The following is a 25760-nucleotide window of genomic DNA, read 5'->3' as shown; positions in this document are numbered from 1 at the left end:
CTCCCGCCCCAGCCCAACTCCCGATTTACCCCACGAAAAGAGGTCAAGATGAGCAAGGACAAGGACACTCTCACCACCGCCGCCGGCGCCCCGGTTGCCGACAACCAGAACTCGCTGACCGCCGGCCCGCGCGGTCCGATGCTGCTTCAGGACGTGTGGTTCCTGGAAAAGCTCGCCCACTTCGACCGTGAGGTGATTCCCGAGCGGCGCGTGCACGCCAAGGGCTCAGGCGCCCACGGCACTTTTACCGTCACGCATGACATCACGCGCTTCACCAAGGCATCGGTGTTCGGCAGCGTCGGCAAGCAGACGCCGATCTTCATCCGTTTTTCCACAGTGGCGGGCGAGCGCGGCGCGGCCGATGCCGAGCGCGACGTGCGTGGTTTCTCGGTCAAGTTCTACACGGACGAAGGCAACTGGGACGTGGTTGGCAACAACACGCCGGTGTTCTTCGTGCGCGATCCGCTGAAGTTCCCCGATTTCATCCACACGCAGAAACGCAATCCGCGCACCAACCTGCGCGACCCCATCGCGGTGTGGGACTTCTGGTCGCGCCACCCGGAATCGCTGCACCAAGTCACCATCCTGATGAGCGACCGTGGCCTGCCGCAGAACTATCGCCAGATCCATGGCTTTGGCTCGCATACCTTTTCGTTTCTCAACGCAGCCAACGAACGCTTCTGGGTGAAGTTCCACTTCAAGTCGCAGCAGGGCATTGCCAACTGGACCAACGAGGAAGCCGCCAAGGTGGTGGCGGGCGATCGCGAAAGCGCGCAGCGCGACCTGTTCGAGAACATCGAAAAGGGCAACTTCCCGCGCTGGAATGTGCGCGTGCAGGTCATGCCCGAAGCCGATGCGGCCAAGTACCACATCAACCCGTTCGACCTGACCAAGGTGTGGCCGCACAAGGACTATCCGCTGATCGACGTCGGCGTGCTGGAGCTTAACCGCAACCCGGACAATTACTTCGCCGAAGTGGAGCAGGTGGCGATGAACCCGTCCAACGTGGTGCCGGGCATCGGCTTCTCGCCCGACAAGATGCTGCAGGGCCGGCTGTTCTCATATGGCGACACGCAGCGCTATCGCCTGGGCGTGAATCACAACCAGATTCCGGTGAACGCGCCCAAGTGCCCGTTCCACAATACGTTCCACCGCGACGGCGCGATGCGCGTGGACGGCAACCAGGGCGGCAAGCTCAACTACGAGCCCAACCGCGAGGGCGCCTACGCCGCCAGCGAGCGCGCCGCCGAGCCGCCGCTGGCCGTGGATGGCGCGGCGGACCGTTGGGACCACCGTGTGGACACCGACTATTACAGCCAGCCGGGCGCGCTGTTCCGCCTGTTCAATGCGGGCCAGCGCCAGCAGCTGTTCTCGAACATCGCGGCAGCCATGCAAGGGGTGCCGGAAGAGATCGTGCGGGTGCAACTGGAGCACTTCACCAAGGCCGATCCGGCCTACGGCGAAGGCGTCAGGCGCGCCCTCAACCTGAAGTAAGGCAGTAGGGGCATCGGGCGGTCCCGCGCCAGCGGCGACACCCGATGCACCAGGCAAGGAGAAGCATCATGGCTATGTTCGGCATGTTCATCGGTGAGTTGCAGCAAATGCAGCAAGTGCAGCATGACGCTGGCGACGGCTCCCGCGGCGGCGACGCGGCGCGCCTGCAGCGCAAGCTGTGGCGCACGGAAATCGGGCTGGCGGTGATCGCCCTGGGCGCGGTCGCGATGTTCCTGGACGCGGCCACGCGTTTGTCCGGCTTTACCGGGTGATGCCATAATGTGCGGGTTTTGCCGCGTCGCCAGGCGCGGCCGTCACTGTGGCCACCCCCAGACTGGAGCGTACCTATCATGGCAAAGAAGAATGAGATGAGCGTGAATATCGGCATTTCCGACAAAGAGCGCAAGAAGATCGCGGAAGGCCTGTCCAAGTTGCTGGCGGATACCTACACGCTTTATCTCAAGACCCATAACTTTCACTGGAACGTGACGGGTCCGATGTTCAACACGCTGCACCTGATGTTCGAGACGCAGTACACCGAACTGGCGTTGGCCGTGGACTCCATCGCGGAGCGTATCCGCGCGCTGGGCTACCCGGCACCGGGCACCTACAAGGAATACGCCCGCCTCTCGTCGATCCCCGAGGAAGAGGGCGTGCCCGAAGCCACCGAGATGATCCGCAAGCTGGTCGAAGGCCAGGAGGCCGTGGTGCGCACCGCGCGCTCGCTGTTCCCGGTGATCGATGCGGCAGGCGACGAACCCTCGGCCGACCTGCTGACCCAGCGCATGCAGACGCACGAAAAGACCGCGTGGATGCTGCGCTCGATGCTGGCCTGATGGCCTGAATCGACGCCGCCGGCGGCACGATGTGCTGCCGGCCATGCGCGCCGCGCCCTGACCGGGACGCGGCGCGTTTTTCGTTTATTGTCCTTGCCTTGCCCCGTACCGTGGTGCGCGGGCCACTACCATGTATGAACGCTTAGCCCTGTACGCGCGCCTGGTGCGCATCGACAAGCCGATCGGCACGCTGCTGCTGCTGTGGCCCACGCTGTGGGCATTGTGGATGGCCACGGGCGGGCCGCCGGCGTGGCACCTGTTCTGGATCTTCTTTGTCGGTACCTTCCTGATGCGATCGGCCGGTTGCGCGATGAACGACTGGGCCGACCGCGACTTCGACAAGCATGTGAAGCGGACCAAGGAACGGCCGTTGACTGCCGGCAAGATCGCGGCTTGGGAAGCAGTGATGGTGGCGGTGGTGCTGGCGCTCGCGGCCTTCGCGTTGATCACGCCGCTCAATGCGCTGACCAAGTGGCTGGCGGTGGTGGCCGCGGTGCTGGCCGGCACCTATCCGTTCTTCAAGCGCTTCTTTGCCATCCCGCAGGCCTACCTCGGCATTGCCTTCGGCTTCGGCATCCCGATGACGTTCGCCGCGGTGCAGGATCATGTGCCCGCCGTGGCGTGGGTGATGCTGCTGGCCAATGTGTTCTGGGCGGTGGCCTACGACACTGCTTATGCCATGGTGGACCGGGATGACGATCTGCTGCTGGGCATGAAGACTTCGGCCATCACGTTCGGGCGCTTCGATGTGGCCGCCATCATGATTTGCTATGCGGTGTTTCTTGGGCTGATGGCTTGGGCTGGCGCGCAGTTCGGACTGGGCTGGCCATACTGGCTTGGGCTGGCAGCCGCGGCGGGATGCGCGCTGTATCACTACACGCTGATTCGCGATCGCGATCGCATGCGCTGCTTCGCTGCGTTCCGGCACAACAACTGGCTGGGAGCTTGTGTGTTTGCCGGAACGGCGGTGGCATACGCGCTGCGTTGAGGGGAGTGGGCGGGCGCTCCCTACTCCCTATGCCGTCGTGCCTGAAAAGACCTCAGTCCTTCCCGAACTCCGCCCCCATCTCCGTAGCCCGCGCCGCGGCGGCATGCATCGCTTTGACGAAAGCCTCGCCGATGCCGGCGGTTTGCATCGCGGTGAGCGCCGCATAGGTCGTACCGCCCTTGGACGTCACGCGCTCGCGCAACAGGCTGACCGGCTCCTCGGACTGCGCCGCCAGCACCGCGGCGCCGCGGAAGGTTTCCACCGCCAGCGCGCGTCCCTGGCTGGCGGTGAGGCCGAGTTCTGAGGCGGCTTTTTCCATCGCTTCGATGAAATAAAAGACATAGGCCGGGCCGCTGCCGGAGATGGCGGTGACCGCGTCGATCTGCGCGTCGCCTTCCACCCACTCGCATTTGCCTACGGCTTCAGCCAGCGCGCCGGCAATCTCGCGGTCTCGCTGCGCCAGGCCGGGCACGGCGGCCAGGCCGGTCATGCCCATGCCGGCCAGCGCCGGCGTGTTCGGCATGGCGCGCACCAGACGGGTGCGGCCGCCAAACCAGCGCTGCATATCGGCCAGGCGGATGCCAGCCGCCACGCTGACGATCAGGTTGTCGCCCAGGTACGGCAGCAACGATGCCGCCGCGTCGCGGAACTGCTGCGGCTTGACCGCCAGCACGAGCACATCGCTGGCGCCGAAGGCCGCATCCGGCGCGCCTGCGGCATGCACCCCCAGGTCGCGCCGCAGGTGCGCCTGGGCTTCCTCGAAAGGATCGACCACGCGGATCGACGTGGCCGGCACGCCGCGGGCGATCAGGCCGCCGATCAGGGCGGTGGCCATATTGCCGCCGCCAAGGAAGCCAAAGGTGAGGGTGTTGAGCATGGGTGTCTCTTGCAGGGAGTGTTCTGGGAAGAAGTGATGCCGGCGTTCTAGCCGCGCGTAATGGGCGCTGCGGGCGTTGTCGCAGCAGGGGCCGTCTCGACGGCATCGGTTGCAGGCGCGGCGGCATGGCCGCGCGCGCCGAAAATGGCGGTACCGATGCGCACCAGGGTGGCGCCCTCGGCAATGGCGGCGTCCATGTCGGCAGACATGCCCATCGATAAGGTGTCGACCTCAAGCCCGTCCGCGCGCAGGGTGTCGAGCAGCGCGCGCAGCGCGGCGAATGGCCGGCGCTGGGCCGCCGGATCGGCAACGGCCTCGGGAATCGCCATCAGGCCGCGCAGCCGCAGGCCGGGCAGCGCCGCCACGGCGCGCGCCAGCGCCGGCACTTCGGCGGGCGTCACGCCGCTCTTGCTGGCTTCTCCGCTGATATTGACCTGCAGGCAAACTTGCAGCGGCGCCTTGCCGGCGGGCCGCTGCGCCGACAGGCGCTCGGCGATGCGCAGGCGGTCGATGGCGTGGACCCAGTCGAAATGCTCGGCCACGGCACGCGTCTTGTTGCTTTGCAGGGGGCCGATGAAATGCCAGCACAACGCGTCGCGCAGGTCGGCAAGCCGGGCGATCTTGTCCACGCCTTCCTGTACGTAGTTCTCGCCAAAGGCGCGCTGGCCCGCATCGAAGGCAGCCCGTACGTCGGTGGCGGGGAAGGTCTTGGAAACCGCCAGAAGCGCGACTTCACCGGCCGGTCGCCCGGCCTGTTGTGCGGCTGCCGCGATGCGCCGGTTGACGGCTTGCAAGTTGGCGGCGATTACAGACATAATCCGGCGAACATATCAAGAAGTACAACAAAGTACGACAATAATAGGGTGGGGTCATTATAGATGGACATCGCGCAGCTATTAGCTTTCGCCGTCAAGAACAAGGCGTCCGATCTCCATCTCTCGGCAGACATGCCGCCGATGGTGCGTATCCACGGCGACATGCGCCGCATCAACGTAGCGGCGATGGGCCACAAGGATGTCCACGCCCTCGTGTACGACATCATGAGCGACACCCAGCGCAAGCAGTATGAAGAGCGGCTGGAAATCGATTTCTCCTTCGAGATCTCCGGCCTCTCGCGCTTTCGGGTCAATGCATACAATACGCAGCGCGGCGCGGCTGCGGTGTTCCGGACCATTCCCTCCAAGGTTCTGACGCTGGAAGACCTGCGCGCGCCGGCGGTATTCGCCGACCTCTGCATGAAGCCGCGCGGCCTGGTGCTGGTGACCGGCCCGACCGGTTCAGGCAAGTCCACCACGCTGGCGGCGATGGTGGACCACCGCAACGATCACGACATGGGCCACATCCTCACCGTGGAAGACCCGATCGAGTTCGTGCACACGTCCAAGAAGAGCCTGATCAACCAGCGCGAGCTGGGGCCGCACACGCACTCCTTCGCCAACGCGCTGCGCTCCGCCTTGCGCGAGGACCCCGACGTGGTGCTGGTGGGCGAACTGCGCGACCTGGAAACCATCCGGCTGGCGCTGACCGCCGCGGAAACCGGCCACCTGGTGTTTGCCACGCTGCATACCAGTTCGGCAGCCAAGACCATCGACCGGATCGTCGACGTGTTCCCGCCCGAAGAGAAAGACATGGTGCGCACCATGCTGTCGGAATCGCTCGAAGCGGTGATCTCGCAAACGCTGCTCAAGACGCGTGACGGCAATGGCCGTACCGCGGCGCACGAGATCATGATCGCCACGCCGGCGATCCGCCATCTGATCCGCGAGAACAAGATCGCGCAGATGTACTCGATGATGCAGACCAGCAGCGGGCTTGGCATGCAGACGCTGGACCAGTGCCTGTCGGACCTGATCAAGCGCGGGCTGATCAGCTACAACGACGCACGCGCCACCGCCAAGAACCCCGATTCCTTCACGGGCTGAGGCGAGTCCGCCGCATCCAAACCAGGACAACGCCATGCTCGATCGAGAATCCGCCGCCAAGTACATCAACGACCTGCTTGTGCTGATGGTCGGCAACCGCGGCTCGGACCTGTTCATCACCGCAGATTTTCCGCCCGCGATCAAGGTCGACGGCAAGATCACGCCGGTGTCGCAGCAGCCGCTCAATCCCACCCAGGCGCTCGGGCTGGTGCGCTCGATCATGAATGAGCGCCAGGCGGGCGAGTTCGAGGGCAGCCGCGAGTGCAACTTCGCCATCTCCGCGCCCAATGCCGGGCGCTTCCGGGTCTCGGCCTTTATCCAGCAGGGCAAGGCGGGCATGGTGGTGCGTACCATCAATACGCGCATTCCCTCGGTGGAAGATCTTGACCTGCCGCAGGCGCTGCATGACATCGTGATGTCCAAGCGCGGCCTGGTGATCGTTACCGGCGCCACCGGCTCGGGCAAGTCGACTTCGCTGGCGGCCATGCTCGACCATCGCAACGCGCATTCCTACGGCCACATCATCACCATCGAGGACCCGATCGAATACGTGCACGCGCACCAGAACTGCATCGTCACGCAGCGCGAGGTCGGCATCGATACCGAATCCTGGCACGTGGCCCTGAAGAACACCCTGCGCCAGGCACCCGACGTGATCCTGATCGGCGAAATCCGCGATCGCGAGACCATGGAATACGCGATGCAGTACGCGGAAACGGGCCACCTGTGCCTGGCCACGCTGCACGCCAACAACGCCAACCAGGCCATCGACCGCGTGGTCAACTTCTTCCCGGAAGAGAAGCGCCAGCAGTTGCTGATCGACCTGTCGCTGAACCTGAAGGCAATGATTTCTCAGCGCCTGTTGCCGCGCAAGGGGCAGAAGGGCCGCGTGCCAGCGGTGGAAATCATGATCGGCACGCCACTGGTGGCCGACCTGATCTTCAAGGGCGAGATCCACGCGTTGAAGGAAGTCATCAAGAAATCGCGCGAGCAGGGGATGGTCTCGTTCGACCAGGCGTTGTTCGACCTGTACGAGGCCGGCAAGATCAGCTACGAAGACGCGCTGCGCAACGCCGACTCGCTCAACGACCTGCGGCTGATGATCAAGCTGCACGGCACCATGGACCGCGAAACCGACCTCGGCGCCGGCACCGAACATCTGAATGTGATCTGATCTGCCGCCAGCGCGGCGCTTGCGGCTCTAGTACACTGTCCGCGCCGCCGGCACCCCGCCGCGCCATCAGAGGAGCCCGCCATGAGCAACGTCTACCAGTTCGAAGCCAGTTCCCTTGCCGGCCAGCCGGTACCGCTGTCGCAATTCAGCGGCAAGGTGCTGCTGATCGTGAATACCGCCAGCGAGTGCGGCTTCACGCCCCAATACGCCGGCCTGCAGGCACTGCAGGACCAGTTCGCGCAAAGCGGCCTGGAAGTGCTGGGTTTTCCCTGCAACCAGTTCGGCAAGCAGGAGCCGGGCGACGCCGCGCAGATCGGCCAGTTCTGCGAGTCGCGCTTTCACGTCACCTTCCCGATGTTCGGCAAGATCGACGTCAATGGCGCCAACGCGCATCCGCTGTATCGCTGGCTGACTTCCGAGAAGCCGGGTGTGCTCGGCCTGGAAGCAATCAAGTGGAATTTCACCAAGTTCCTGCTGCGCCGCGATGGCACGGTGTTCAAGCGCTACGCGCCGACCACCAAGCCCGAGGACATCAAGGGCGACATCGAGAAGCTGCTGGCCGAGCCGGCCTAGTCCGCGGTGCCTAGCCGCTGGTCTGCTGCACTGCGCGCAGGAAGCCGTTGAGCGAGCGGTCCGGCGTTTCGTGGAAGCGTTCGTCCAGCATGACGATGCCGCGGCAACGGTCCAGCCGGAAGCTGCGGTAGTCGGTGCGCGTGGTGCACCATGCGGCCAGCAGCCAGCTATTGCCCCAGAAGAACAGGCCCAGCGGCTGCACGATGCGGTCGGTAGCACGCTGTTGCGCGTCGGTGTAGTCCAGGCGCAGCAGGCGCTGCGCGTTCATGGCGCTGTGCACCACGTCAAAGGCGTCGCGCACCTGCGGATGATTGACGAATTCCGGGGCGAACACGCGGCTTTGCTGCGCCGCGTGACGCCGCGCCGGCGGCAGCGCCGCCACCAGTTTCTCCAGCGCGGGATCGGCCGCGGCGGCCAGCGCGCCGCCGCCCCAGGCCTTGAGCAGCCGCAGCCCGGCCACCAGCGCTTCGACTTCGATCGCGGTGAACATCAGCGGAGGGACGTCATAGTCGGCCCGCAACCGGTAGCCGATGCCCGCTTCGCCCTCGACCGGCACGCCCGACAGCGACAGTGCCTGGATGTCCCGGTACACCGTGCGCTCGGATACCCCGAGCCGCTGCGCCAGCAGCGCCGCCGTGGTCAGGCGGCGCCCGCGTAGTACCTGGACAATCTGGAAAAGGCGGTCGGCACGGCGGCTCATCGAGGTTTTATCTTGGTTCTACGCGGATATCGGCAAAACGGTCGCAGCCATCGCCTAGCCGGCCAGGGGCTGGTGCAGGCCCACGCGGTTGCCTTCGCTGTCGATGATATGCGCAATATGGCCGATATCGCCGGGCAGTTGCATCGGGCCGAATACCGTCTTGCCGCCGGCGGCCTGCACGCGCGCCAGCAGCGCCGTGAGTTGCGGCGCGTGCAGGTAGGGCAGGCAGCCATCGGCCGATGGCCGGAAGCCTTCGCCGGCCACCAGTGCGCCGCCAGGCTCATGGCTCGCAAAGACGGCCATGTCGATTTGCGCCATGGTTTCGCGCTTGAGGGTGGTTTCGAACACCTGTTCGTAGAACCGGATCGCGCGCTGCATATCGGCGACGGGAATTTCAAGCCAGTTGATCAGTCCGCTCATGATGGTCTCTCTCGGGAGGTGTTGGAGGGACGGATCATGCGCGGGGGCTACTGACAACGTCCTGTCAGCAGGGATCAGCGCGGCATCCACGCCGCCAGCATCGGCACCATCACGGCGGTCAGCACGCCGTTCAGGCCCATGCCGAGCGCGGCGAACGCGCCGGCCTCCTGGTTGACCTGGAAGGCGCGCGCGGTGCCGATGCCGTGCGCCGCCACGCCGGTGGCGAAGCCGCGCACGGTGTAGTCGGAAATGCGCAACAGGTTGAGCAGCTTGGTGGCGCTGACCGCGCCAATGATGCCCGTGCCCATCACCAGCACGGCGGTGAGCGAGGGCAGGCCGCCGATCTTCTCGGCCACGCCCATGGCGATGGGGATGGTGACCGACTTGGGCGCGAGCGAGCGCATCGTCTCGGGCGACGCGCCCAGCAGCCAGGCGATGCCCACGGCGGATACCACAGCCACCAGCGAGCCGGCCAGCAGTCCGCCCAGCAGCGGCAGCACGTGCCGGCGCAGCTTGGGCAGTTGCATGTAGAGCGGCACCGCCAGCGCGACGGTGGCCGGCCCCAGCAGGAAGTGGACGAACTGCGCGCCGTCGAAATACGTCTTGTAAGGCGTGCCGGTCACCGTCAGCAGCGTGACCAGGATGGCTACCGCGATCATCACGGGATTGGCCAGCGGCGAAAAACGCGCGCGTTCGTAGACGCGGAACGCGAACACATAGGCCAGCAGTGTGGCGGTCAGCCCCAGTAGCGGGCTGGCGGCCAGGTAGACCCAGATCTCGTTGAGGCGCGGCGTCATCATGCCTGTTCTCCCGGCGCCGCGGGTGCGGCGGCCTCGGGCGGCCTCGCCTTGCCCATCAGGGCACGCGCCACCAGCGCCGTGGTAGCGATCGCAAGCCACGTGGAGAGCACCAGCGCCACCACGATCGGCATCCATTCCCCGCCGATGCGATGCGCATGCACCATGATGCCCACGCCCGCCGGCACGAACAGCAGAGACAGGTGCTTGAGCAGTTCGGACGTGGTGCCCTGGATCACCGGCAGCAGCCGGTCGTCGAAGGTGAGCCAGCCGAACAGCAGGATCATGCCGATCACCGGGCCGGGCACGGGCAGGCTCAGGGCGTAGCTGAGCGCCTCCCCGACGGATTGGAAAACCAGGAGGATGGCAAAGGTTTGAAGCATGAGAGAGCGGGGCGCGGACAGCCGGGATTGGAGCCCTCGCATGGTAACTCGTAGTAGCCTCTTCTGGCAGCGGGTTTGCGCCCCTCTCCCGCATGCGCGGGAGGGAGCGACGGCCAGCGCCGTGCCAGACGCCGAGGGCGCAGCCGGTCAGCTTCGTTCCGGGATTCGGGCCACTTACCCCAACATCTTGTCCACCAGTTCGATCCAGTGCATCACCGGCGTTCCAGTGCCGCTTTGCAGATGCGTGATGCAGCCGATATTCGCCGAGACAATGGCCTGCGGCCCCGAAGCCTGCAGGTTGGCGAGCTTTTCATCCCGCAAGCGGTACGACAACTCCGGCTGCAGCACCGAATACGTGCCCGCGGAGCCGCAGCACAAGTGGCTGTCGGCGCAGAGCTTGACGTCCACGCCCAGGCCGGTCAGCAACGTCTCCACCTTGCCGCGGATCTGCTGGCCGTGCTGTAGCGTGCAGGGCGGATGGTAGGCGACCCGCTGGCCGTTGCCGCTCTTGCCCTCCCGTGCCTCGGTGGCGAGGGCCTGCAGTGTGTCGGAAAAATCCGGCAGCAGCTCCGACAGATCCTTGGTCAGCGCCGAGATCTGGCGCGCGCGCTCCGCGTAGCGCGCATCGTTGCGCAGCAGGTGCCCGTACTCCTTGACCATCACGCCGCAGCCCGACGCTGTCATCACGATGGCCTCGACGCCCGCTTGCACCGCAGGCCACCAGGCGTCGATATTGCGCCGCATATTGTCGAGGCCGCCGTCGTGGTCGCCGGTGTGATAGCGCACCGCGCCGCAACAGCCGGCCTCGCGCGCCACGACAAGCTGCACGCCGAGGCGGTCGAACACGCGGGCCGTGGCGGCATTGATGTTGGGCGACATCGATGGCTGCACGCAACCGTCGAGCAACAGCATCTTGCGCGCATGTGTGTTGCGCGGCCAGGCGCCGGCATCCACCGGCTGCGGCACCTTGTTGCGCAGTGCCTGCGGCAGCAGCGGGCGAAAACGCTGGCCCAGGCGCATGGCCGGCCCGAACAGCGCGGGCCGGGTCATGCTCTCGCGCAGCGCCCAACGCGCGAACCGCTCGCGCGCGGGGCGATGGATGCCTTGCGCTTCGAGACGGTCATCGACGACCTTGCGGCCGATATCGACCAGCCTGCCGTACTTCACGCCCGAAGGGCAGGTCGATTCGCAGTTGCGGCAGGTCAGGCAGCGGTCCAGGTGCAGGCGTGTGCTTTCCGTGACGGGCTGGCCCTCCAGCACCTGCTTCATCAGGTAGATACGGCCGCGCGGCCCGTCCAGTTCGTCGCCGAGCAATTGGTAGGTGGGACAGGTCGCGGTGCAGAAGCCGCAATGCACGCATTTGCCGACGATGGACTTGGCTTCTTCGCCGTCGGGCGTGTCGCGCAGGAATTCGGCCAGGGTGGTTTGCATGGTTCGGGGACTCTCTGGTGCCTTGGCTGGGGATCGGAAGGGCGTGGCGCGTGGCTCAGAGGCCGGCGTACATGCGCTGCGGGTTGAAGATGCCGGCGGGGTCGAAGCTGGCCTTGAGGCGCTGGTGGATGGCGGCCAGTGGCGCCGACAGCGGCGTGAACACGCCCACCGACTTGTCGCCGTTGCGGAACAGCGTGGCGTGGCCGCCGGCGGCCTTCGCGGCGGCGCGCACGATGGTGCCGTCGGCGGCGCTATCGGCGCCGCCCAGCCACCAGCGCTGGCCGCCTCCCCATTCGATCAGTTGCCCGCCGGGCAGCGCCAGCGGTGCTGCGGTGGTGGGCACGGCAATGCGCCACAGGGCCCGGCCGGCTTGCACCGGGGCGAAGAAGGGATGGCCTTGCTCGCGCAGCGCGCGCCACAGCGCGTCGGCTTCGCCGGGTTCCACGGCTTCGCCGCCAAGCCGCGCGCGGGCGGCACGCAGCGCCGCCGCCGCACCCGACAGGCGCAGGTGCAGCACGCCGTCGTGCCACGCCGAAGCGGCAATCGGCAGCGGCTGGCCGCCCCATTGGTTGAGACGGTCCAGCGCCTCGGCCTCGCCCAGCGCAAAGCGCAGCGTGGCGTCGTCGAATGGCATCGGCAGGACCTTGAGCGAGACTTCCAGGATCAGCCCCAGCGTGCCGAGCGATCCCGACATCAGGCGCGATACGTCGTAACCGGCCACGTTCTTCATCACCTGGCCGCCGAAATTCAGGATGTCGCCGCGGCCGTCCATCACCTGCGTGCCCAGCACGAAATCGCGCAGCGCGCCGACCGCCTGCCGGCGCGGGCCGGACAGGCCCGCTGCCACCGCGCCGCCCAGGGTTGCCACGTTGCCACCACTGGCGCCCGTGCTGAAATGCGGTGGCTCGAACGCCAGCATCTGGCGCCGCTCCGCCAGCGCCGCCTCGATCTCCGCCAGCGGCGTGCCGCAGCGCGCGGTGATGACCAGTTCGGGTGGGTCGTAGTCGACGATGCCGGCGTAGGCGCGCGTGTCGAGCACATCCCCCTGCAATTGCTGGCCGTAGAAATCCTTGCTGCCGCCGCCCCGCAGGCGCAGCGGCGCGCGCGTGTCGGTGGCGTGCCGGATGGCGTCGCGAAATGCGGTGAGGGTGGCTTGCAGGTCGGCTGGCATGGTGGCTGGCTGGGGTTGGCGTGAATGAGATCAGGCGGAGGACGACGGGCGGTCCGGCGATGCGCCGGGCGCGATCTGCGCGTGCTCGCTCTCGTTCCGGTAATGCGGCAATGCACTGCCGCAGTGCTTGCAGTAGGCGGCGTCGGGATCGTGCCCTTCGGTCAGGCAATGGTTGCAGGTGCGCGTTGTCAGCTGCCGCTTCATGATGTTCGCGGCCAGTTCCGCGCCGACGATGCCGGTCGGGAAGGCGATGATGCCGTAGCCCAGCAGGATGGTCAGCGAGGTGATGAACTGGCCCAGCGGGGTCTTGGGCACCATGTCGCCGAAACCCGTGGTGGTCAGCGTCACCACCGCCCAGTACATGCTCACGGGGATGCTGGTGAAGCCATGCTGCGGGCCTTCTACCACGTACATCACCGTGCCAAGGATCACGGTGATGATGAACACGGTGCCGAGGAAGACGAAGATCTTGCGCCGGCTGTTGGCCAGCGCGCTATACAGGATCTGCGCTTCTTCGAAATACACCGTCAGCTTGAGAATCCGGAATACGCGCAGCAGCCGCAGCAGGCGCACATCGATCAGGAAGGCCAGCTCCGGCACGAAGAAGGCGAGCCAGGTCGGGATGATCGACAGGAAGTCGACCACGCCGAAGAAGCTGAACACATAGCGCAGGGGACGCCGCACCACCAGGATGCGCATTACGTACTCGGTGGTGAACAGCAGCGTGAACAGCCATTCCAGCACGGTGAAAATCCGGCCCAGCCGCAGGCTGATTGCCGGCAGGCTGTCGAACATGACGATCAGCACGCTGGCGACGATGGCCACCAGCAGGGTGATATCAAACAGGCGGCCGTAGCGCGTGTCAGCTTCGAAAATGATGGTGTACCAGCGCTCGCGCCAGCCCGATTCGGGCTTGCCCAGGCGCTGGCGGGTCTGCGCGCTGCTGTGGGCGCGCTGCGTGGCGTTTTGACCTGGCATGGTCAGAAGCGTGGCAGTTCGGGGTGCGGCAGCAGCCCGCGTTTCACATGCATGCGGCCGTACTCGGCGCAGCGCGCCAGCGTGGGGATGGCCTTGTCGGGATTGAGTAGCCGCGCCGGGTCGAAGGCGGCCTTGACGCCGAAGAACAGCTCGCGCTCCTCCGGCGAGAACTGCACGCACATGGAGTTGAGCTTCTCCACGCCCACGCCATGCTCGCCGGTGACGGTGCCGCCCAGTTCCACGCAGCTCTCCAGAATGTCGGAGCCGAACAGCTCGGCGCGGTGCCATTCGTCCTGGTCGGCGCCATCGAAGAGGATCAGCGGATGCATATTGCCGTCGCCGGCATGGAACACGTTCATGCAGCGCAGGCCGTACTTGCGCTCCATCTCCTCGATGCGCTTGAGCAGCGTGCCGATATGCTTGCGCGGGATGGTGCCGTCCATGCAGTAGTAATCCGGCGAGATGCGCCCGGCCGCGGGGAAGGCGTTCTTGCGCCCGCTCCAGAAGCGCAGCCGCTCGGCCTCGCTCTGCGACACCTGGATGCGGCTGGCGCCTGAGGCGCGCAGCACCTCGCTCATGCGTTCCACTTCCTCGGCCACTTCTTCCGGCGTACCGTCGGATTCGCACAGCAGGATGGCGGCGGCGTCGAGGTCATAGCCGGCGCGCACGAATTCCTCGACCGCGGCGGTAGCGGGCTTGTCCATCATTTCCAGCCCGGCGGGGATGATGCCGGCGCCGATCACGTCGGCCACCGCGTTGCCGCCCTTGGCCACGTCATCAAAGCTGGCCATGATCACCTGTGCCAGTTGCGGCTTGGGGATCAGCTTGACGGTCACTTCGGTCACCACCGCCAGCATGCCTTCGGAGCCGATCACGGCGGCCAGCAGGTCCAGCCCCGGCGCGTCGGGCGCTTCGGAGCCGAATTCCACCACTTCGCCCTCCATCGTCACGGCGCGCACGCGCAGCACGTTGTGTACCGTCAGGCCGTACTTGAGGCAATGCACGCCGCCCGAGTTCTCGCTGACGTTGCCGCCGATGGTGCAGGCAATCTGGGACGAGGGGTCGGGCGCGTAGTACAGGTTGTACTGCGCGGCGGCCTCGGAGATGGCGAGATTGCGCACGCCGGGCTGGACCACGGCCGTGCGCGAGCGTGCATCCACGGTGACGATGCGCTTGAACTTGGCCAGCGACAGCACCAGGCCGGTGGCGATCGGCATGGCCCCGCCCGAAAGGCTGGTGCCGGCGCCGCGCGGCACCACCGGCACCTGCAGCGAGTGGCACAGGCGCAGGATCGCGCAGACCTGTTCCTCGTTATCGGGCAGTGCCACGGCCAGCGGGATCTGGCGGTAGGCCGCCAGGCCGTCGCACTCGTAGGGCACGGTGTCTTCGGGCTTCCACAACAGGGCCGCATCGGGCAGGATTTTCGCCAGGCCTTCGAGCAGCGCGTTGCGGCGCGCGTCGTCGGCGACCAGGGAGACTTCGTGCGGGGCGTTCATGGCAACTCCTGTAATGGCCGCGGGCGTCCGCCATGGCAGGGCGCAAGCGGGTGGGGAGCAAGGACTATAGCGCAGCCTGGTGGCTGCGAAACCTCGTGGCGACGTGAATTCCGCATGGCAGGCTGATCAAAATCGCTCATGACAGCGTTGGGCCGGAGCGTGCCATGCGGGGCGTGGCGCGGTGGCCGGACCGGTTCAAGTCCAGCTTAGCACCGGCGCGGTGCAAGGCGGCAATGGGGCTCTTTTTTGTCGGCGCGCCATCAGCGCGGCGCCAGCATGTGCACCATTTCCAGATTGTCGTGATAATCCGGTGCCACATAGAGCGCCTGGGGCTCGACGCCGTAGCGCCGGAAGCCCATCGATTCGTAGAGCGCGATCGCGGGTGCGTTGGCGGCGGTGACGCTCAGCGTGACCTGGCGCAGGTCCGGCATGGCGGCGGCAACGGCCAGTGCCTGCGCCATCAGCTGCCGGCCAAGGCGCCGGCCGCGATAGGCCGGCGCCACATACATGCCCCAGACAAAGGCCTTGTGGCGCTGCTTGACCTTGTCCTCGCGCATGACGCCGACCACGCCGGCCAGCGCGGCGGCCCCATCGCCGTGCTCGAAGGCGCCGATCACGGCCTTTCCGGGCGTCGCCGCCAGCCGTCCGGCGATGGTGGCCAGTGGCAATTCGCGCTCTGGAGCCGAAGGCGGTGGGCGCCTCCAGCAGGCTTTCCAGGCGCAGCGCCTGGAAAGCTCCGGCATCGGCGGGGGTAAGCAGGCGGATCTGCGTGGGCATCATGCGGTCTCCTGTCCGGCAATCCCGGGCTGTTTCCTGGTACGTCTGTCCCCGGCCGCTTTCACGGCCCATTGGGTCGCGGCGGTCGCGAGGACGGCTGTGGCAAAGGCGATGGCGATGGTGCATCGCGGCAACAGCACGGCCAGGGTGAAGCAAAAGGCGACAAGGGAAAACAATCCGCCGGCCATCGACGTCAGCAACGCGACAACAAAGTCCGGGCCGGCCGCCCGGTGCGAGAACACCGAGAGCACGATGCCAAGGACTGGAAAGAGCGCCAGCAGTCCGCTCCACGTGGATCCGATCGATGCGGACAAGGTCGTCACCGCGAGCGTAAGGCCGGCGCCGGCCAGCATGCGGACCAGCAGACCTGTGCGCGATATGCCCGCAGCGCGGGCGGCGGCACCCGGCGGCGGGAAGAGGGATGGGCAAATGAACAGCGTGGCCAGCGCCAGCGCCAGCGCAGCGAACGGTGAGAAGGGCCGCCAGCCAAGCAGTGCCACGGCGGCAAGCCAGGCAGCCAGCGCCGCCGCCAGCGCCAGCGGCCAGCCGTGCCGGCGGCAACTCCAGGCATAGGCGAGGCTGAACGCAACCGAGGCGAATACCGCGCAAAGGGCGCTGGTGGCCGCCGCAGCGGCGAAAGGCGCACCGCGTTCCAGCGCCAGCAGGAAAAGAATCGGGCCAACCACCACGGGCAGGCCGGCCAGCCAGCCGGCCACGGCCGGTCCCCAGCGCTTGCCCGCCACGGAGATGCAGGCGATGAAGGCGGGCACCAGCAGCAACTTCAGGGCGAGCATGGGCGAGGATCCTCTTTCATCCGGGTTTCCGTCTTATTTGGTTTCTGTTGGTTTCTGTTGCAGTTCGGGCGCTACCAGTCCAGGCCCAGCAGCCACTCGACGAAGTACCTAGCCTCCGGCTTGAGCGGCGCCTGTTCGCGCTCGACGATGTAGTAGCCGTGCGGCGACACTGACTCGATATCCAGCAGCCGCACCATCTGGCCCAGCGAAAGCCAGTGCCGGGCCATGCGCTGGCGCACCAGGGCCACGCCCTGGTTGGAAGCGATGGCCTCCAGCATCAGGCCGATATCGTTGAACTGCGGGCCGGTCTGCGGCTCGGGCCAGTCCAGTCCGGCGGTTTCGAACCAGGGCTTCCACGGCTCCAGCGGGCTGCGCAGCAGCACCAGGTTGTGCAGGTGCTCGGGCCTGGTGATGGCGCGGCCATCGATGCGCTCGTAGTACTCGCGCCCGCATGCCGGGAACACAGGCTCGACCAGCAGCTTGGTGGTTTTCAGGTCGGGATAGCGTCCGGTGCCATAGCGGATTTCCACATCGGTGTCTTCCGCCTTCACGTCGAGGAACGGAATGGCCAGGTGCAACTCAGTGTCGATATGCGGGTACAGCGCCGTGAACTCGGGCAGGCGCGGCACCAGGTGCTGGCGGCCGAAGGTGGGCGGGATCGCCACGCGCAGCCGGGTGCGCTGCTTGTTGTACTCCGGGCGGGCCAGTTCGTTGAGCGACTTGAGGGCGTCCTGCACATTGCGCAGGTAGCGCGTGCCCGACGCGGTCAGCCGCAGCGCGGCATTGGAGCGCACGAACAGATCCTCGGCCCACAATTCCTCGAGGTTCTTGATCCGGTGCGATACCGCGCTGGGCGTAACCGACAGTTCCTCGGCCGCGCGCGCGAAGCTGCCCAGCCGGGCGGCGGCCTCGAACGCGATCAGCAGGTGCAGCGGCGGAACGCGGTTGAACACGGATGCCATGCCGCGCCGGTCCTCAGCGCACCGGGCGGAAGATCTTGCCCGGGTTGAGGATGTGGTTGGGATCGAGCGCGTTCTTGATGGCGCGCATCAGGTCCAGCGCGTCCTCGCCATGCTCGCTGACCAGGAAATCCATCTTGTGCAGGCCCACGCCATGCTCGCCCGTGCAGGTGCCGCCCATCGCCAGCGCGCGCTCCACGATGCGCCGGTTGATGGTCTCGGCTTCGGCCAGCTCCTCGGGCTTTTCGGGATCGGTCAGGATCGCCACGTGGAAATTGCCGTCGCCCACATGGCCCACGATGGGGCAGGGCAGGCTGGATGCGTTCAGGTCGCGCTCGGTCTCGGTCACGCAATCGGCCAGCCGGGAGATCGGCACGCAGACGTCGGTGGTCACCGCCCTGCAGCCTGGCTTGAGCTGCAGCATGGCGAAGTAGGCGGTATGGCGCGCGTTCCACAGGCGGCTGCGGTCTTCCGGCCGCGTGGCCCACTCGAAGCCCTGGCCGCCGTGCTCGGCGGCAATCTGCTGCACGGTCTCGGCCTGTTCCTTGACGCCGGCCTCGGTGCCGTGGAATTCGAAGAACAGGTGCGGCATCTCCGGCATGGACAGGTTGTCGTGCCGGTTGATGGCGCGGATGGCCAGCGCGTCGACGAATTCCACGCGCGCCACGGGCACGCCCAGCTGGATGGTGTCGATGGTCGCCTGCACCGCGCTGCCCATGCTGGGAAAGGCGCAGATGGCGGCCGAGATGGCTTCGGGCTGCGGATACAGCCGCACCGTCACTTCGGTAATGATGCCCAGGGTGCCTTCGCTGCCGATCATCAGGCGCGTCAGGTCGTAGCCGGCCGAAGATTTGCGCGCATGGGTGCCGGTCTTGATGATGCGGCCGTCGGCGGTCACCACGGTCAGCGCCAGCACGTTCTCGCGCATGGTGCCGTAGCGCACCGCATTGGTCCCCGAGGCGCGCGTGGCGCACATGCCGCCCAGCGAGGCATCGGCGCCGGGGTCGATCGGGAAAAACAGGCCGCTGTCCTTGATTTCCTGATTGAGCTGCTTGCGGGTCACGCCCGGTTGCACCGTCACGTTGAGGTCCTCGGCCTGTACCGACAGCACCCGGTTCATCTGCGACAGGTCCAGGCTGATGCCGCCCGCCACCGCCAGCAGGTGGCCTTCGAGCGAGGAGCCGGCGCCGTAGGCGATCAGCGGCACGCGGTGCGCGTTGCACAGGCGGGCCACCTCGGCCACTTCCTCGGTGGTATGGGCGAACACCACGCCGTCCGGCGCCGCCGGCGGGAAGGGCGACTCATCGCGCCCGTGGTGGTCGCACACGCCGGGCGAGGTGGAGAAGCGTTCGCCGAAGCGGGCCTGCAGGGCCTCGCGCACGGCGGCGGGCAGGGGTTGGCGCACCAGCGCGGCGTGGGGAAGGGGATGGTTCATGGCGTCTCCGGCGGGGCTGAAGTGGCTGCATGCCGTGCGGCGGCGGCCTTTTCGTAGCCGCACGGAACGGTGCCTGCGCTTGCACCCGGTAGCGTTTCAAGCGAATCCCGTTATTCTACGCCGCCCCCGGCCTGGCTCGTTGCCGGGGCGCCGCAACGGCCACTTGAGCGGTGTCGCCGGTTCTCCCGCCGGCGGCCAGAAGCGCGCCATAATGCAAGATTCGCCAACGCCGGAGACCCACATGGGCAACCGCCTGACCAAGATCGCCACCCGCACCGGAGACGCCGGCACCACCGGGCTCGGCGACGGCAGCCGTACCAGCAAGGACAGCCTGCGCATCGCCGCCATCGGCGATGTCGACGAGCTCAATTCGAATCTCGGCGTGCTGCTCACCGAGGCGCTGCCCGAAGACGTCCGCTCGGCCTTGCTGCATATCCAGCACGACCTGTTTGATCTCGGCGGCGAGCTGTCCATCCCCGGCTATGAGCTGGTCAAGCCCGGGCAGGTGCTGCAGCTCGACGAATGGCTGGCCCACTACAACGCCAGCCTGCCGCGCCTGGCCGAATTCATCCTGCCTGGCGGCAGCCGCGCCGCGGCGGTGGCGCACGTATGCCGCACGGTTTGCCGGCGTGCCGAGCGGGCGCTGGTGGCGCTGGGCGCGCACGAGGCGCTGAACGAGGCGCCGCGCCAGTACCTGAACCGGCTCTCCGACCTGTTGTTCGTGCTGGCGCGCGTGCTCAACCGGGCGGGCGGGGGCAGCGATGTCTTGTGGCAGCGGGGCCGCTAGCCATCAAGGTAGCCTCGATTTGTGGTGACTCAAGAAGCACAAAAGGCCGGGCCGTCGCGCAACGTCCCGCAACGCCCCTCAACTTGGCCGGTCGGGCTGCCGCTGGCCAGAGGGAGAAGTCGAGAAATTTAGTCGGATTTGCGTGCCCGGCCCTTGAAATGGCCCCGGACGGCCACATTTCGGCCTCAGGATGAATTGCAGTCCCCGCGGATAGCGGGGCTCAAGAGGAGAGAATAATGGGTAAGATCATCGGTATCGACCTCGGTACCACCAATAGCTGCGTCGCGATCATGGAAGGCAATACGCCCAAGGTGATCGAAAATGCCGAAGGCACGCGTACCACCCCGTCGATCATCGCCTACATGGAAGACGGCGAGATCCTGGTCGGCGCGCCTGCCAAGCGCCAGGCGGTCACCAATCCGCGCAACACCCTGTACGCGGTGAAGCGCCTGATCGGCCGCAAGTTCGAAGAAAAGGAAGTGCAGAAGGATATCGGCCTGATGCCGTACTCCATCGTCAAGGCCGACAACGGCGACGCATGGGTATCGGTGCGCGACCAGAAGCTGGCGCCGCCGCAGGTGTCCGCCGAAGTGCTGCGCAAGATGAAGAAGACCGCCGAAGACTACCTCGGCGAGCCGGTGACCGAAGCCGTGATCACCGTGCCGGCTTACTTCAACGACTCGCAGCGCCAGGCCACCAAGGATGCTGGCCGCATCGCCGGTCTGGACGTCAAGCGCATCATCAACGAGCCGACCGCGGCCGCGCTGGCCTTCGGCCTGGACAAGAACGAAAAGGGCGACCGCAAGATCGCCGTGTATGACCTGGGTGGCGGCACGTTCGACATCTCGATCATCGAGATCGCCGACGTTGACGGCGAGAAGCAGTTCGAAGTGCTGTCGACCAATGGCGACACCTTCCTGGGCGGCGAAGACTTCGACCAGCGCATCATCGACTACATCATCGGTGAGTTCAAGAAGGATCAGGGCGTCGACCTGTCCAAGGACGTGCTCGCGCTGCAGCGCCTGAAGGAAGCCGCTGAAAAGGCCAAGATCGAACTGTCGAGCTCGCAGCAGACCGAAATCAACCTGCCGTACATCACGGCGGATGCCTCCGGTCCGAAGCACTTGAACCTGAAGATGACCCGCGCCAAGCTGGAGTCGCTGGTCGAGGAACTGATCACCCGCACCATCGAGCCGTGCCGCATCGCCATCAAGGATGCCGGCGTCAAGGTCAGCGAGATCGACGACGTGATCCTGGTCGGCGGCATGACCCGCATGCCCAAGGTGCAGGAACAGGTCAAGGAGTTCTTCGGCAAGGAAGCGCGCAAGGACGTGAACCCGGACGAAGCCGTGGCCGTTGGCGCCGCGATCCAGGGTTCGGTGCTGTCGGGCGACCGCAAGGACGTGCTGCTGCTGGACGTGACGCCGCTGTCGCTGGGTATCGAAACCCTGGGTGGCGTGATGACCAAGATGATCACCAAGAACACCACCATCCCGACCAAGCATGCGCAGGTGTTCTCGACCGCCGACGACAACCAGCCGGCCGTGACCATCAAGGTGTTCCAGGGCGAGCGCGAGATGGCGACCGGCAACAAGCTGCTGGGCGAGTTCAACCTCGAAGGCATTGCCCCGGCACCGCGCGGCCTGCCGCAGATCGAAGTCTCGTTCGACATCGACGCCAACGGCATCCTGCACGTGGGCGCCAAGGACAAGGCGACCGGCAAGGAAAACCGCATCACCATCAAGGCGAACTCGGGCCTGTCGGAAGACGAGATCCAGCGCATGGTGAAGGACGCCGAGGCCAACGCCGAGGAAGACAAGAAGGCCCGCGAGCTGGCTGACGCCCGCAACCAGGCCGATGCGCTGATCCACTCGACCAAGAAGGCTGTCACCGAATACGGCGACAAGCTGGAAGCGGGCGAGAAGGAAAAGATCGAAGCCGCGATCAAGGAACTGGAAGACGCCGCACGCGGTGGCGACAAGGCCGAGATCGATGCCAAGGTCAGCGCGCTGTCCGACGCCAGCCAGAAGCTGGGCGAGCGTGTCTACGCCGACATGCAAGCCAAGGCCGGCGACGCCGGTGCGGCGGGTGCGGCCGGTGCCGGTGCTGCCGGCGCGGGCCAGCAGCAACATGCCCAGCCGCAGGACGACAACGTCGTGGACGCCGAATTCAAGGAAGTCAACGACAAGAAGTAATGGAAGAGCGGGGCGGGGGCGCGGCACACAAGCTGCGCCAGCCCCCATCCCGACGCCGGGCGACGGACATTGGACCAAGCGGGTTACCGCCGTCGAATGCCTCGCTCGGCTTTTTTGCTATTTTGCTCGGGCGGGTTTTGCACGCGCTTCCGGGCCAATCAGGTAAGCAGCCACCATGGCAAAACGTGACTTTTACGAAGTGCTCGGGGTGGGCAAGAACGCCAGCGACGACGACATCAAGAAGGCGTATCGCAAGCTGGCGATGAAGCACCACCCGGACCGCAATCCGGACAGCAAGGATTCCGAAGAGAAATTCAAGGAGGTCAAAGAGGCCTACGAGATGCTCTCCGATCCCGAGAAAAAGGCAGCCTACGACCAGTACGGCCATGCCGGCGTCGACCCCAACATGGCGGGCGGTTTCGGTGGTGGCGGCCAGGCCTATGGCGGTTTCGCCGAAGCTTTCGGCGATATCTTCGGCGATATCTTCGGCCAGCAGGGCCAGGCCGGCGGACGCCGGGGCGGAGGGCCGCAGGTGTACCGCGGCGCCGACCTGCGCTACAGCATGGAGATCTCGCTGGAGCAGGCTGCCCACGGCCACGACGCGCAGATCCGCGTACCGCACTGGGACGAGTGCGAGCATTGCCATGGCAATGGCGCCGAACCCGGCACCAACGTCGAAACCTGCCCGACCTGCCATGGCGCGGGCCAGGTACGCGTGTCGCAGGGTTTCTTCTCGATGCAGCAGACTTGCCCCAAGTGCCACGGTACCGGCAAGCATATTCCCAAGCCTTGCACCAAGTGCCACGGCCAGGGCAAGCTGAAGTCGCAGAAGACGCTGGAAGTGAAGATCCCGGCTGGCATCGACGAGGGCATGCGCATCCGCTCCACGGGCAACGGCGAGCCGGGCATCAACGGTGGGCCCCCGGGCGATTTGTATGTGGAAGTCCACATCAAGCAACACTCGGTGTTCGAGCGCGACGGCGACGACCTGCACTGCCAGATGCCGATCTCCTTCGCCACCGCGGCGCTGGGCGGCGACCTGGAAGTGCCCACGCTGGGCGGCAAGGCCAGCTTCCCGGTGCCCGAAGGCACCCAGCCCGGCAAGACGTTCCGCCTGCGCGGCAAGGGCATCAAGGGCGTGCGTTCGGGCTATCCGGGCGACCTCTACGTGCATGTGAACGTGGAGACGCCGGTCAAGCTGACCGAGGCGCAGAAGGACATCCTGCGCCAGTTCGACCGCTCGGTGCACGAAGGCGGCTCGCGCCACAGCCCGCAGGAGCAATCCTGGCTGGATAAGGTGAAGAGCTTCTTCAGCTGATCCGGCGACGGCATGCGGCCGGCCACGCGTTGATGCGTGGCCGGCTTTTTTGTTTTGGGGCGATAAAACCGTTGGCTTCGATTCAATTGGCTCCTGGCTAAGCCACCCCTCTCCCCAACCCTCTCCCCCTGAGGGGAGAGGGAGCGACAGCCGTCGTCATTCCGAACGGTTTTGGCGCATCCTGCCGGCTTCGTTCAGTGCCTCAGGTTTGCTCCCCTCTCACTTGTGGGAGAGAGGCCGGGGAGAGGGCGGGCGCGCGATAATGCGATGTCGCCCGCTTTATGGCGACCTCAATTTACGCTGGTGATTTACCGTGGCTGTCTCCCTGACCCGCTTGTCTTCCTCCTCTCCCTTCCCGCAAACGCCCGAATCCGGCCCGGTCGGCGCCGCCGAGCCCTTCGTCCTGCTCGACGACGCCACCGCCGCCCCCGGCGAGGCATCTTCGCGCCTGTACACCGGCTTCGCCCGTGAAGACGCGCTGCCCGATGCCGCTGCGCTCGGCACGCTCGACGCCATGCTGGCAGAAGGCTGGCGCCAGGGCTGGCATGCCACGCTGTTCGCCCCTTACGAATTCGGCGGCCCGCTGGTCGGCGTGCCGGTCCATGTCGACCGCGCGCTGCCTTTCCATGACGGCGCGCTGCGCCTGCTGTGGTTCCGGCAGATGCGGCGGCTGGACACGCGGGAGGTCGCGCGGTGGCTGGCGCCGTCCTCGGGCGAACCGGCCGGCGTGATGGACGTCACAGCCGACACGCCGGAAGCGGCTTTCCACGCGGCCATTGCCCGGATCCACCAGTGGATCGAGGCTGGCGATACCTACCAGGTCAATTTCACGCAGCGGCTGCGCTTTGCCGCTTTCGGCGACCCGCTGGCGCTGTATGCGGCGCTGCGCGCCGCTCAGCCGGTGCCCTATGCCGCGCTGGCGCGGCTGCCGGGCGATGGCTGGGTGTTGTCGCTGTCGCCCGAGCTGTTTGTCCGGCATGACGGGCAAGGCCGGTTGCTGGCGTGCCCGATGAAAGGCACCGCCCCGCGTACCGGCGACAGCGCGCGCGATGCCGAGGCCGCCGCAGCGCTGGCGGCGGACCCGAAGAACCGCGCCGAGAACGTGATGATCGTCGACCTGCTGCGCAACGATCTCGGCCGCGTCGCCGTGCCCGGCACGGTGGCCGTGCCGGACCGCTTCGCGGTGCAGCCGTTCGGCCAGGTGCTGCAGATGACCTCCACCGTCACCGCCGCCGCGCGTCCCGGCACCAGCCTGGCCGACCTGCTGCGCGCGCTGTTTCCCTGCGGCTCCATCACCGGTGCGCCCAAGCGGCGCACCATGCAGATCATCGGTGAACTGGAGCAGGCACCGCGCGGCCTCTATACGGGCTCCCTGGGCTGGATCGATGCGCCCGGCGGCGAACAGGCCGATGGGTGGCCCGGCGCCTTCGCGCTGTCGGTGGCGATCCGCACGCTGGTGCTGGGCGCGACGGGCGCGGATGGCCTGCGCGCGGGCGAGATGGGCGTCGGCGGCGGCATCGTGCACGACAGCGACGCCGCGGGAGAATATGCCGAATGTGGCTGGAAGGCCCGCTTCCTGACCGCGCACGATCCGGGCTTTACCTTGTTCGAGACCATGCGGGTGGAGGATGGGCAATGCCAGCGCCTGGCCCATCATCTGGCACGGCTGGCCGCTTCCGCCGGTTGCCTGGGCTTTCGCTTCGAGAGGGATCGCGCGCTGGCGGCCGTGCAGGGTGCCGTGACGGATCTCGGCGCCGGTACCTGGCGCTTGCGCCTGGCGCTGGACAAGGCCGGCGGTTTCGCCATCGCCCACGGCCGGCTGGCGCCACTGGGCGCCGTCCCGGTGCTGGTCACGCTGGCGCCGCAGGCGTTGGCATGCGCTGATCCGCTACGCCGCCACAAGACCAGCGCGCGCGCCGTCTACGATGGGGGCTGGCAGTCCGCTGAGCGCGCAGGCGCCTTCGACAGCCTGTTCTTCAACGTCCGCGACGAACTGCTTGAGGGTGGCCGCAGTTCGGTGTTCGTCAAAGTGGACGGGGCGTGGCTGACGCCGCCGTTGACCGCGGACATCCTGCCCGGCGTGATGCGCGCGGCGGTGCTGGCCGACGGTGCGCGCTACCTGGGCGGACCGGTGAGCGAGGCAGTGATCACGCGGGCCATGCTGCGCCGCGCCGAAGCGCTGGCGCTGGCCAACTCGCTGCGCGGGGTATTGCCCGCGGTATTGCCGGCGATATTGCGCCCGGAGGACTGACCCG

The 25760-nt window shown here is 66.7% G+C and carries 25 protein-coding genes; 11 read left to right on the top strand and 14 right to left on the bottom strand.

Annotated features, from left to right (window positions below; all coding sequences use genetic code 11):
* The first annotated feature begins 48 nt into the window (after positions 1–48).
* From CF70_RS18145 to ubiA, 4 genes are all read left to right on the top strand, one after another.
* Positions 49–1494: a catalase gene (locus tag CF70_RS18145; RefSeq protein ID WP_035867483.1), complete on the top strand. Its 1446-nt coding sequence runs from the start codon at positions 49–51 to the stop codon at positions 1492–1494.
* Positions 1495–1562: 68 nt separating this feature from the next.
* Entirely contained in the window at positions 1563–1766 is a 204-nt protein-coding gene (locus CF70_RS18140; protein ID WP_035867481.1) for a hypothetical protein, read from the top strand.
* A gap of 78 nt (positions 1767–1844) precedes the next feature.
* Positions 1845–2330 (top strand): Dps family protein, encoded by a 486-nt coding sequence (locus CF70_RS18135; protein WP_035867478.1) that lies wholly within the window; start codon positions 1845–1847, stop codon positions 2328–2330.
* Positions 2331–2460: 130 nt separating this feature from the next.
* Positions 2461–3318 carry a 4-hydroxybenzoate octaprenyltransferase gene (ubiA, locus tag CF70_RS18130; RefSeq protein ID WP_035867476.1) on the top strand — a complete coding sequence of 286 codons (858 nt, stop codon included), beginning with the start codon at positions 2461–2463 and terminating at the stop codon, positions 3316–3318.
* Between the two features lie 52 nt (positions 3319–3370).
* Here the strand turns inward: ubiA and proC are convergent, their stop codons facing one another.
* A complete protein-coding gene (gene proC / locus CF70_RS18125; RefSeq protein WP_035867474.1) occupies positions 3371–4195 on the bottom strand; it encodes a pyrroline-5-carboxylate reductase in 825 nt (274 codons plus the stop codon).
* Between the two features lie 47 nt (positions 4196–4242).
* The gene (locus CF70_RS18120; RefSeq protein WP_051648628.1) at positions 4243–5010 is read right to left on the bottom strand and encodes a YggS family pyridoxal phosphate-dependent enzyme; all 768 of its coding nucleotides are present in this window, start codon (positions 5008–5010) and stop codon (positions 4243–4245) included.
* A gap of 63 nt (positions 5011–5073) precedes the next feature.
* Here CF70_RS18120 and CF70_RS18115 point away from each other — a divergent pair, with 63 nt between their 5' ends.
* From CF70_RS18115 to CF70_RS18105, 3 genes are all read left to right on the top strand, one after another.
* Positions 5074–6117 carry a type IV pilus twitching motility protein PilT gene (locus tag CF70_RS18115; RefSeq protein ID WP_035867472.1) on the top strand — a complete coding sequence of 348 codons (1044 nt, stop codon included), beginning with the start codon at positions 5074–5076 and terminating at the stop codon, positions 6115–6117.
* A 34-nt stretch (positions 6118–6151) separates the two neighbouring features.
* Complete coding sequence (locus tag CF70_RS18110; RefSeq protein ID WP_035867469.1) at positions 6152–7291, top strand: PilT/PilU family type 4a pilus ATPase; 1140 nt, start codon at positions 6152–6154, stop codon at positions 7289–7291.
* An 81-nt stretch (positions 7292–7372) separates the two neighbouring features.
* Complete coding sequence (locus CF70_RS18105) at positions 7373–7864, top strand: glutathione peroxidase (RefSeq protein WP_035867467.1); 492 nt, start codon at positions 7373–7375, stop codon at positions 7862–7864.
* Positions 7865–7874: 10 nt separating this feature from the next.
* Here CF70_RS18105 and CF70_RS18100 read toward each other — a convergent pair whose 3' ends face one another.
* The 12 genes from CF70_RS18100 to CF70_RS18045 form a co-directional block, all read right to left on the bottom strand.
* Positions 7875–8564, bottom strand: coding sequence for a helix-turn-helix transcriptional regulator (locus tag CF70_RS18100; RefSeq protein WP_035867465.1), 690 nt, complete (start codon positions 8562–8564; stop codon positions 7875–7877).
* Between the two features lie 54 nt (positions 8565–8618).
* A complete protein-coding gene (locus CF70_RS18095) occupies positions 8619–8984 on the bottom strand; it encodes a VOC family protein (protein ID WP_051648627.1) in 366 nt (121 codons plus the stop codon).
* Positions 8985–9058: 74 nt separating this feature from the next.
* Positions 9059–9784, bottom strand: coding sequence for an LrgB family protein (locus CF70_RS18090; protein WP_081862229.1), 726 nt, complete (start codon positions 9782–9784; stop codon positions 9059–9061).
* A complete protein-coding gene (locus tag CF70_RS18085) occupies positions 9781–10164 on the bottom strand; it encodes a CidA/LrgA family protein (protein ID WP_035867463.1) in 384 nt (127 codons plus the stop codon). The genes CF70_RS18090 and CF70_RS18085 overlap by 4 nt, the downstream gene beginning before the upstream one ends.
* Positions 10165–10338: 174 nt before the next feature.
* Complete coding sequence (gene glcF / locus CF70_RS18080) at positions 10339–11595, bottom strand: glycolate oxidase subunit GlcF (protein ID WP_035867461.1); 1257 nt, start codon at positions 11593–11595, stop codon at positions 10339–10341.
* A gap of 55 nt (positions 11596–11650) precedes the next feature.
* On the bottom strand, positions 11651–12766 hold the full coding sequence (glcE, locus tag CF70_RS18075) for a glycolate oxidase subunit GlcE (RefSeq protein WP_235185108.1): 1116 nt from the start codon (positions 12764–12766) through the stop codon (positions 11651–11653).
* Positions 12767–12796: 30 nt separating this feature from the next.
* Positions 12797–13744 carry an ion transporter gene (locus CF70_RS18070; protein WP_035867458.1) on the bottom strand — a complete coding sequence of 316 codons (948 nt, stop codon included), beginning with the start codon at positions 13742–13744 and terminating at the stop codon, positions 12797–12799.
* A 2-nt stretch (positions 13745–13746) separates the two neighbouring features.
* Positions 13747–15240, bottom strand: a complete 1494-nt coding sequence (locus CF70_RS18065; RefSeq protein WP_035867456.1) for an FAD-linked oxidase C-terminal domain-containing protein — start codon at positions 15238–15240, stop codon at positions 13747–13749.
* A 260-nt stretch (positions 15241–15500) separates the two neighbouring features.
* Positions 15501–15908, bottom strand: a complete 408-nt coding sequence (locus tag CF70_RS18060) for a GNAT family protein (protein WP_349675116.1) — start codon at positions 15906–15908, stop codon at positions 15501–15503.
* A gap of 108 nt (positions 15909–16016) precedes the next feature.
* Positions 16017–16811, bottom strand: a complete 795-nt coding sequence (locus CF70_RS18055) for a hypothetical protein (RefSeq protein WP_035867454.1) — start codon at positions 16809–16811, stop codon at positions 16017–16019.
* Between the two features lie 71 nt (positions 16812–16882).
* Positions 16883–17773 (bottom strand): LysR substrate-binding domain-containing protein, encoded by an 891-nt coding sequence (locus tag CF70_RS18050; RefSeq protein ID WP_035867451.1) that lies wholly within the window; start codon positions 17771–17773, stop codon positions 16883–16885.
* A 13-nt stretch (positions 17774–17786) separates the two neighbouring features.
* The gene (locus CF70_RS18045) at positions 17787–19205 is read right to left on the bottom strand and encodes an FAD-binding oxidoreductase (RefSeq protein ID WP_035867448.1); all 1419 of its coding nucleotides are present in this window, start codon (positions 19203–19205) and stop codon (positions 17787–17789) included.
* A gap of 241 nt (positions 19206–19446) precedes the next feature.
* On the opposite strand from CF70_RS18045, the gene CF70_RS18040 reads away from it, so the two are divergent.
* From CF70_RS18040 to CF70_RS18025, 4 genes are all read left to right on the top strand, one after another.
* Positions 19447–19992 carry a cob(I)yrinic acid a,c-diamide adenosyltransferase gene (locus tag CF70_RS18040; RefSeq protein WP_035867446.1) on the top strand — a complete coding sequence of 182 codons (546 nt, stop codon included), beginning with the start codon at positions 19447–19449 and terminating at the stop codon, positions 19990–19992.
* Between the two features lie 194 nt (positions 19993–20186).
* Positions 20187–22187 (top strand): molecular chaperone DnaK, encoded by a 2001-nt coding sequence (dnaK, locus tag CF70_RS18035; protein ID WP_304413172.1) that lies wholly within the window; start codon positions 20187–20189, stop codon positions 22185–22187.
* A 175-nt stretch (positions 22188–22362) separates the two neighbouring features.
* Positions 22363–23505, top strand: a complete 1143-nt coding sequence (dnaJ, locus tag CF70_RS18030; protein WP_035867441.1) for a molecular chaperone DnaJ — start codon at positions 22363–22365, stop codon at positions 23503–23505.
* A 313-nt stretch (positions 23506–23818) separates the two neighbouring features.
* Positions 23819–25756: a chorismate-binding protein gene (locus tag CF70_RS18025; protein WP_035867439.1), complete on the top strand. Its 1938-nt coding sequence runs from the start codon at positions 23819–23821 to the stop codon at positions 25754–25756.
* Positions 25757–25760 lie beyond the last annotated feature (4 nt).

It is taken from the genome of Cupriavidus sp. SK-3, from assembly GCF_000611145.1.
Lineage (GTDB): Bacteria > Pseudomonadota > Gammaproteobacteria > Burkholderiales > Burkholderiaceae > Cupriavidus.
The sequence above is the reverse complement of the archived record's forward strand: the minus strand, read 5'-3'. Positions and strand labels throughout refer to the sequence as shown.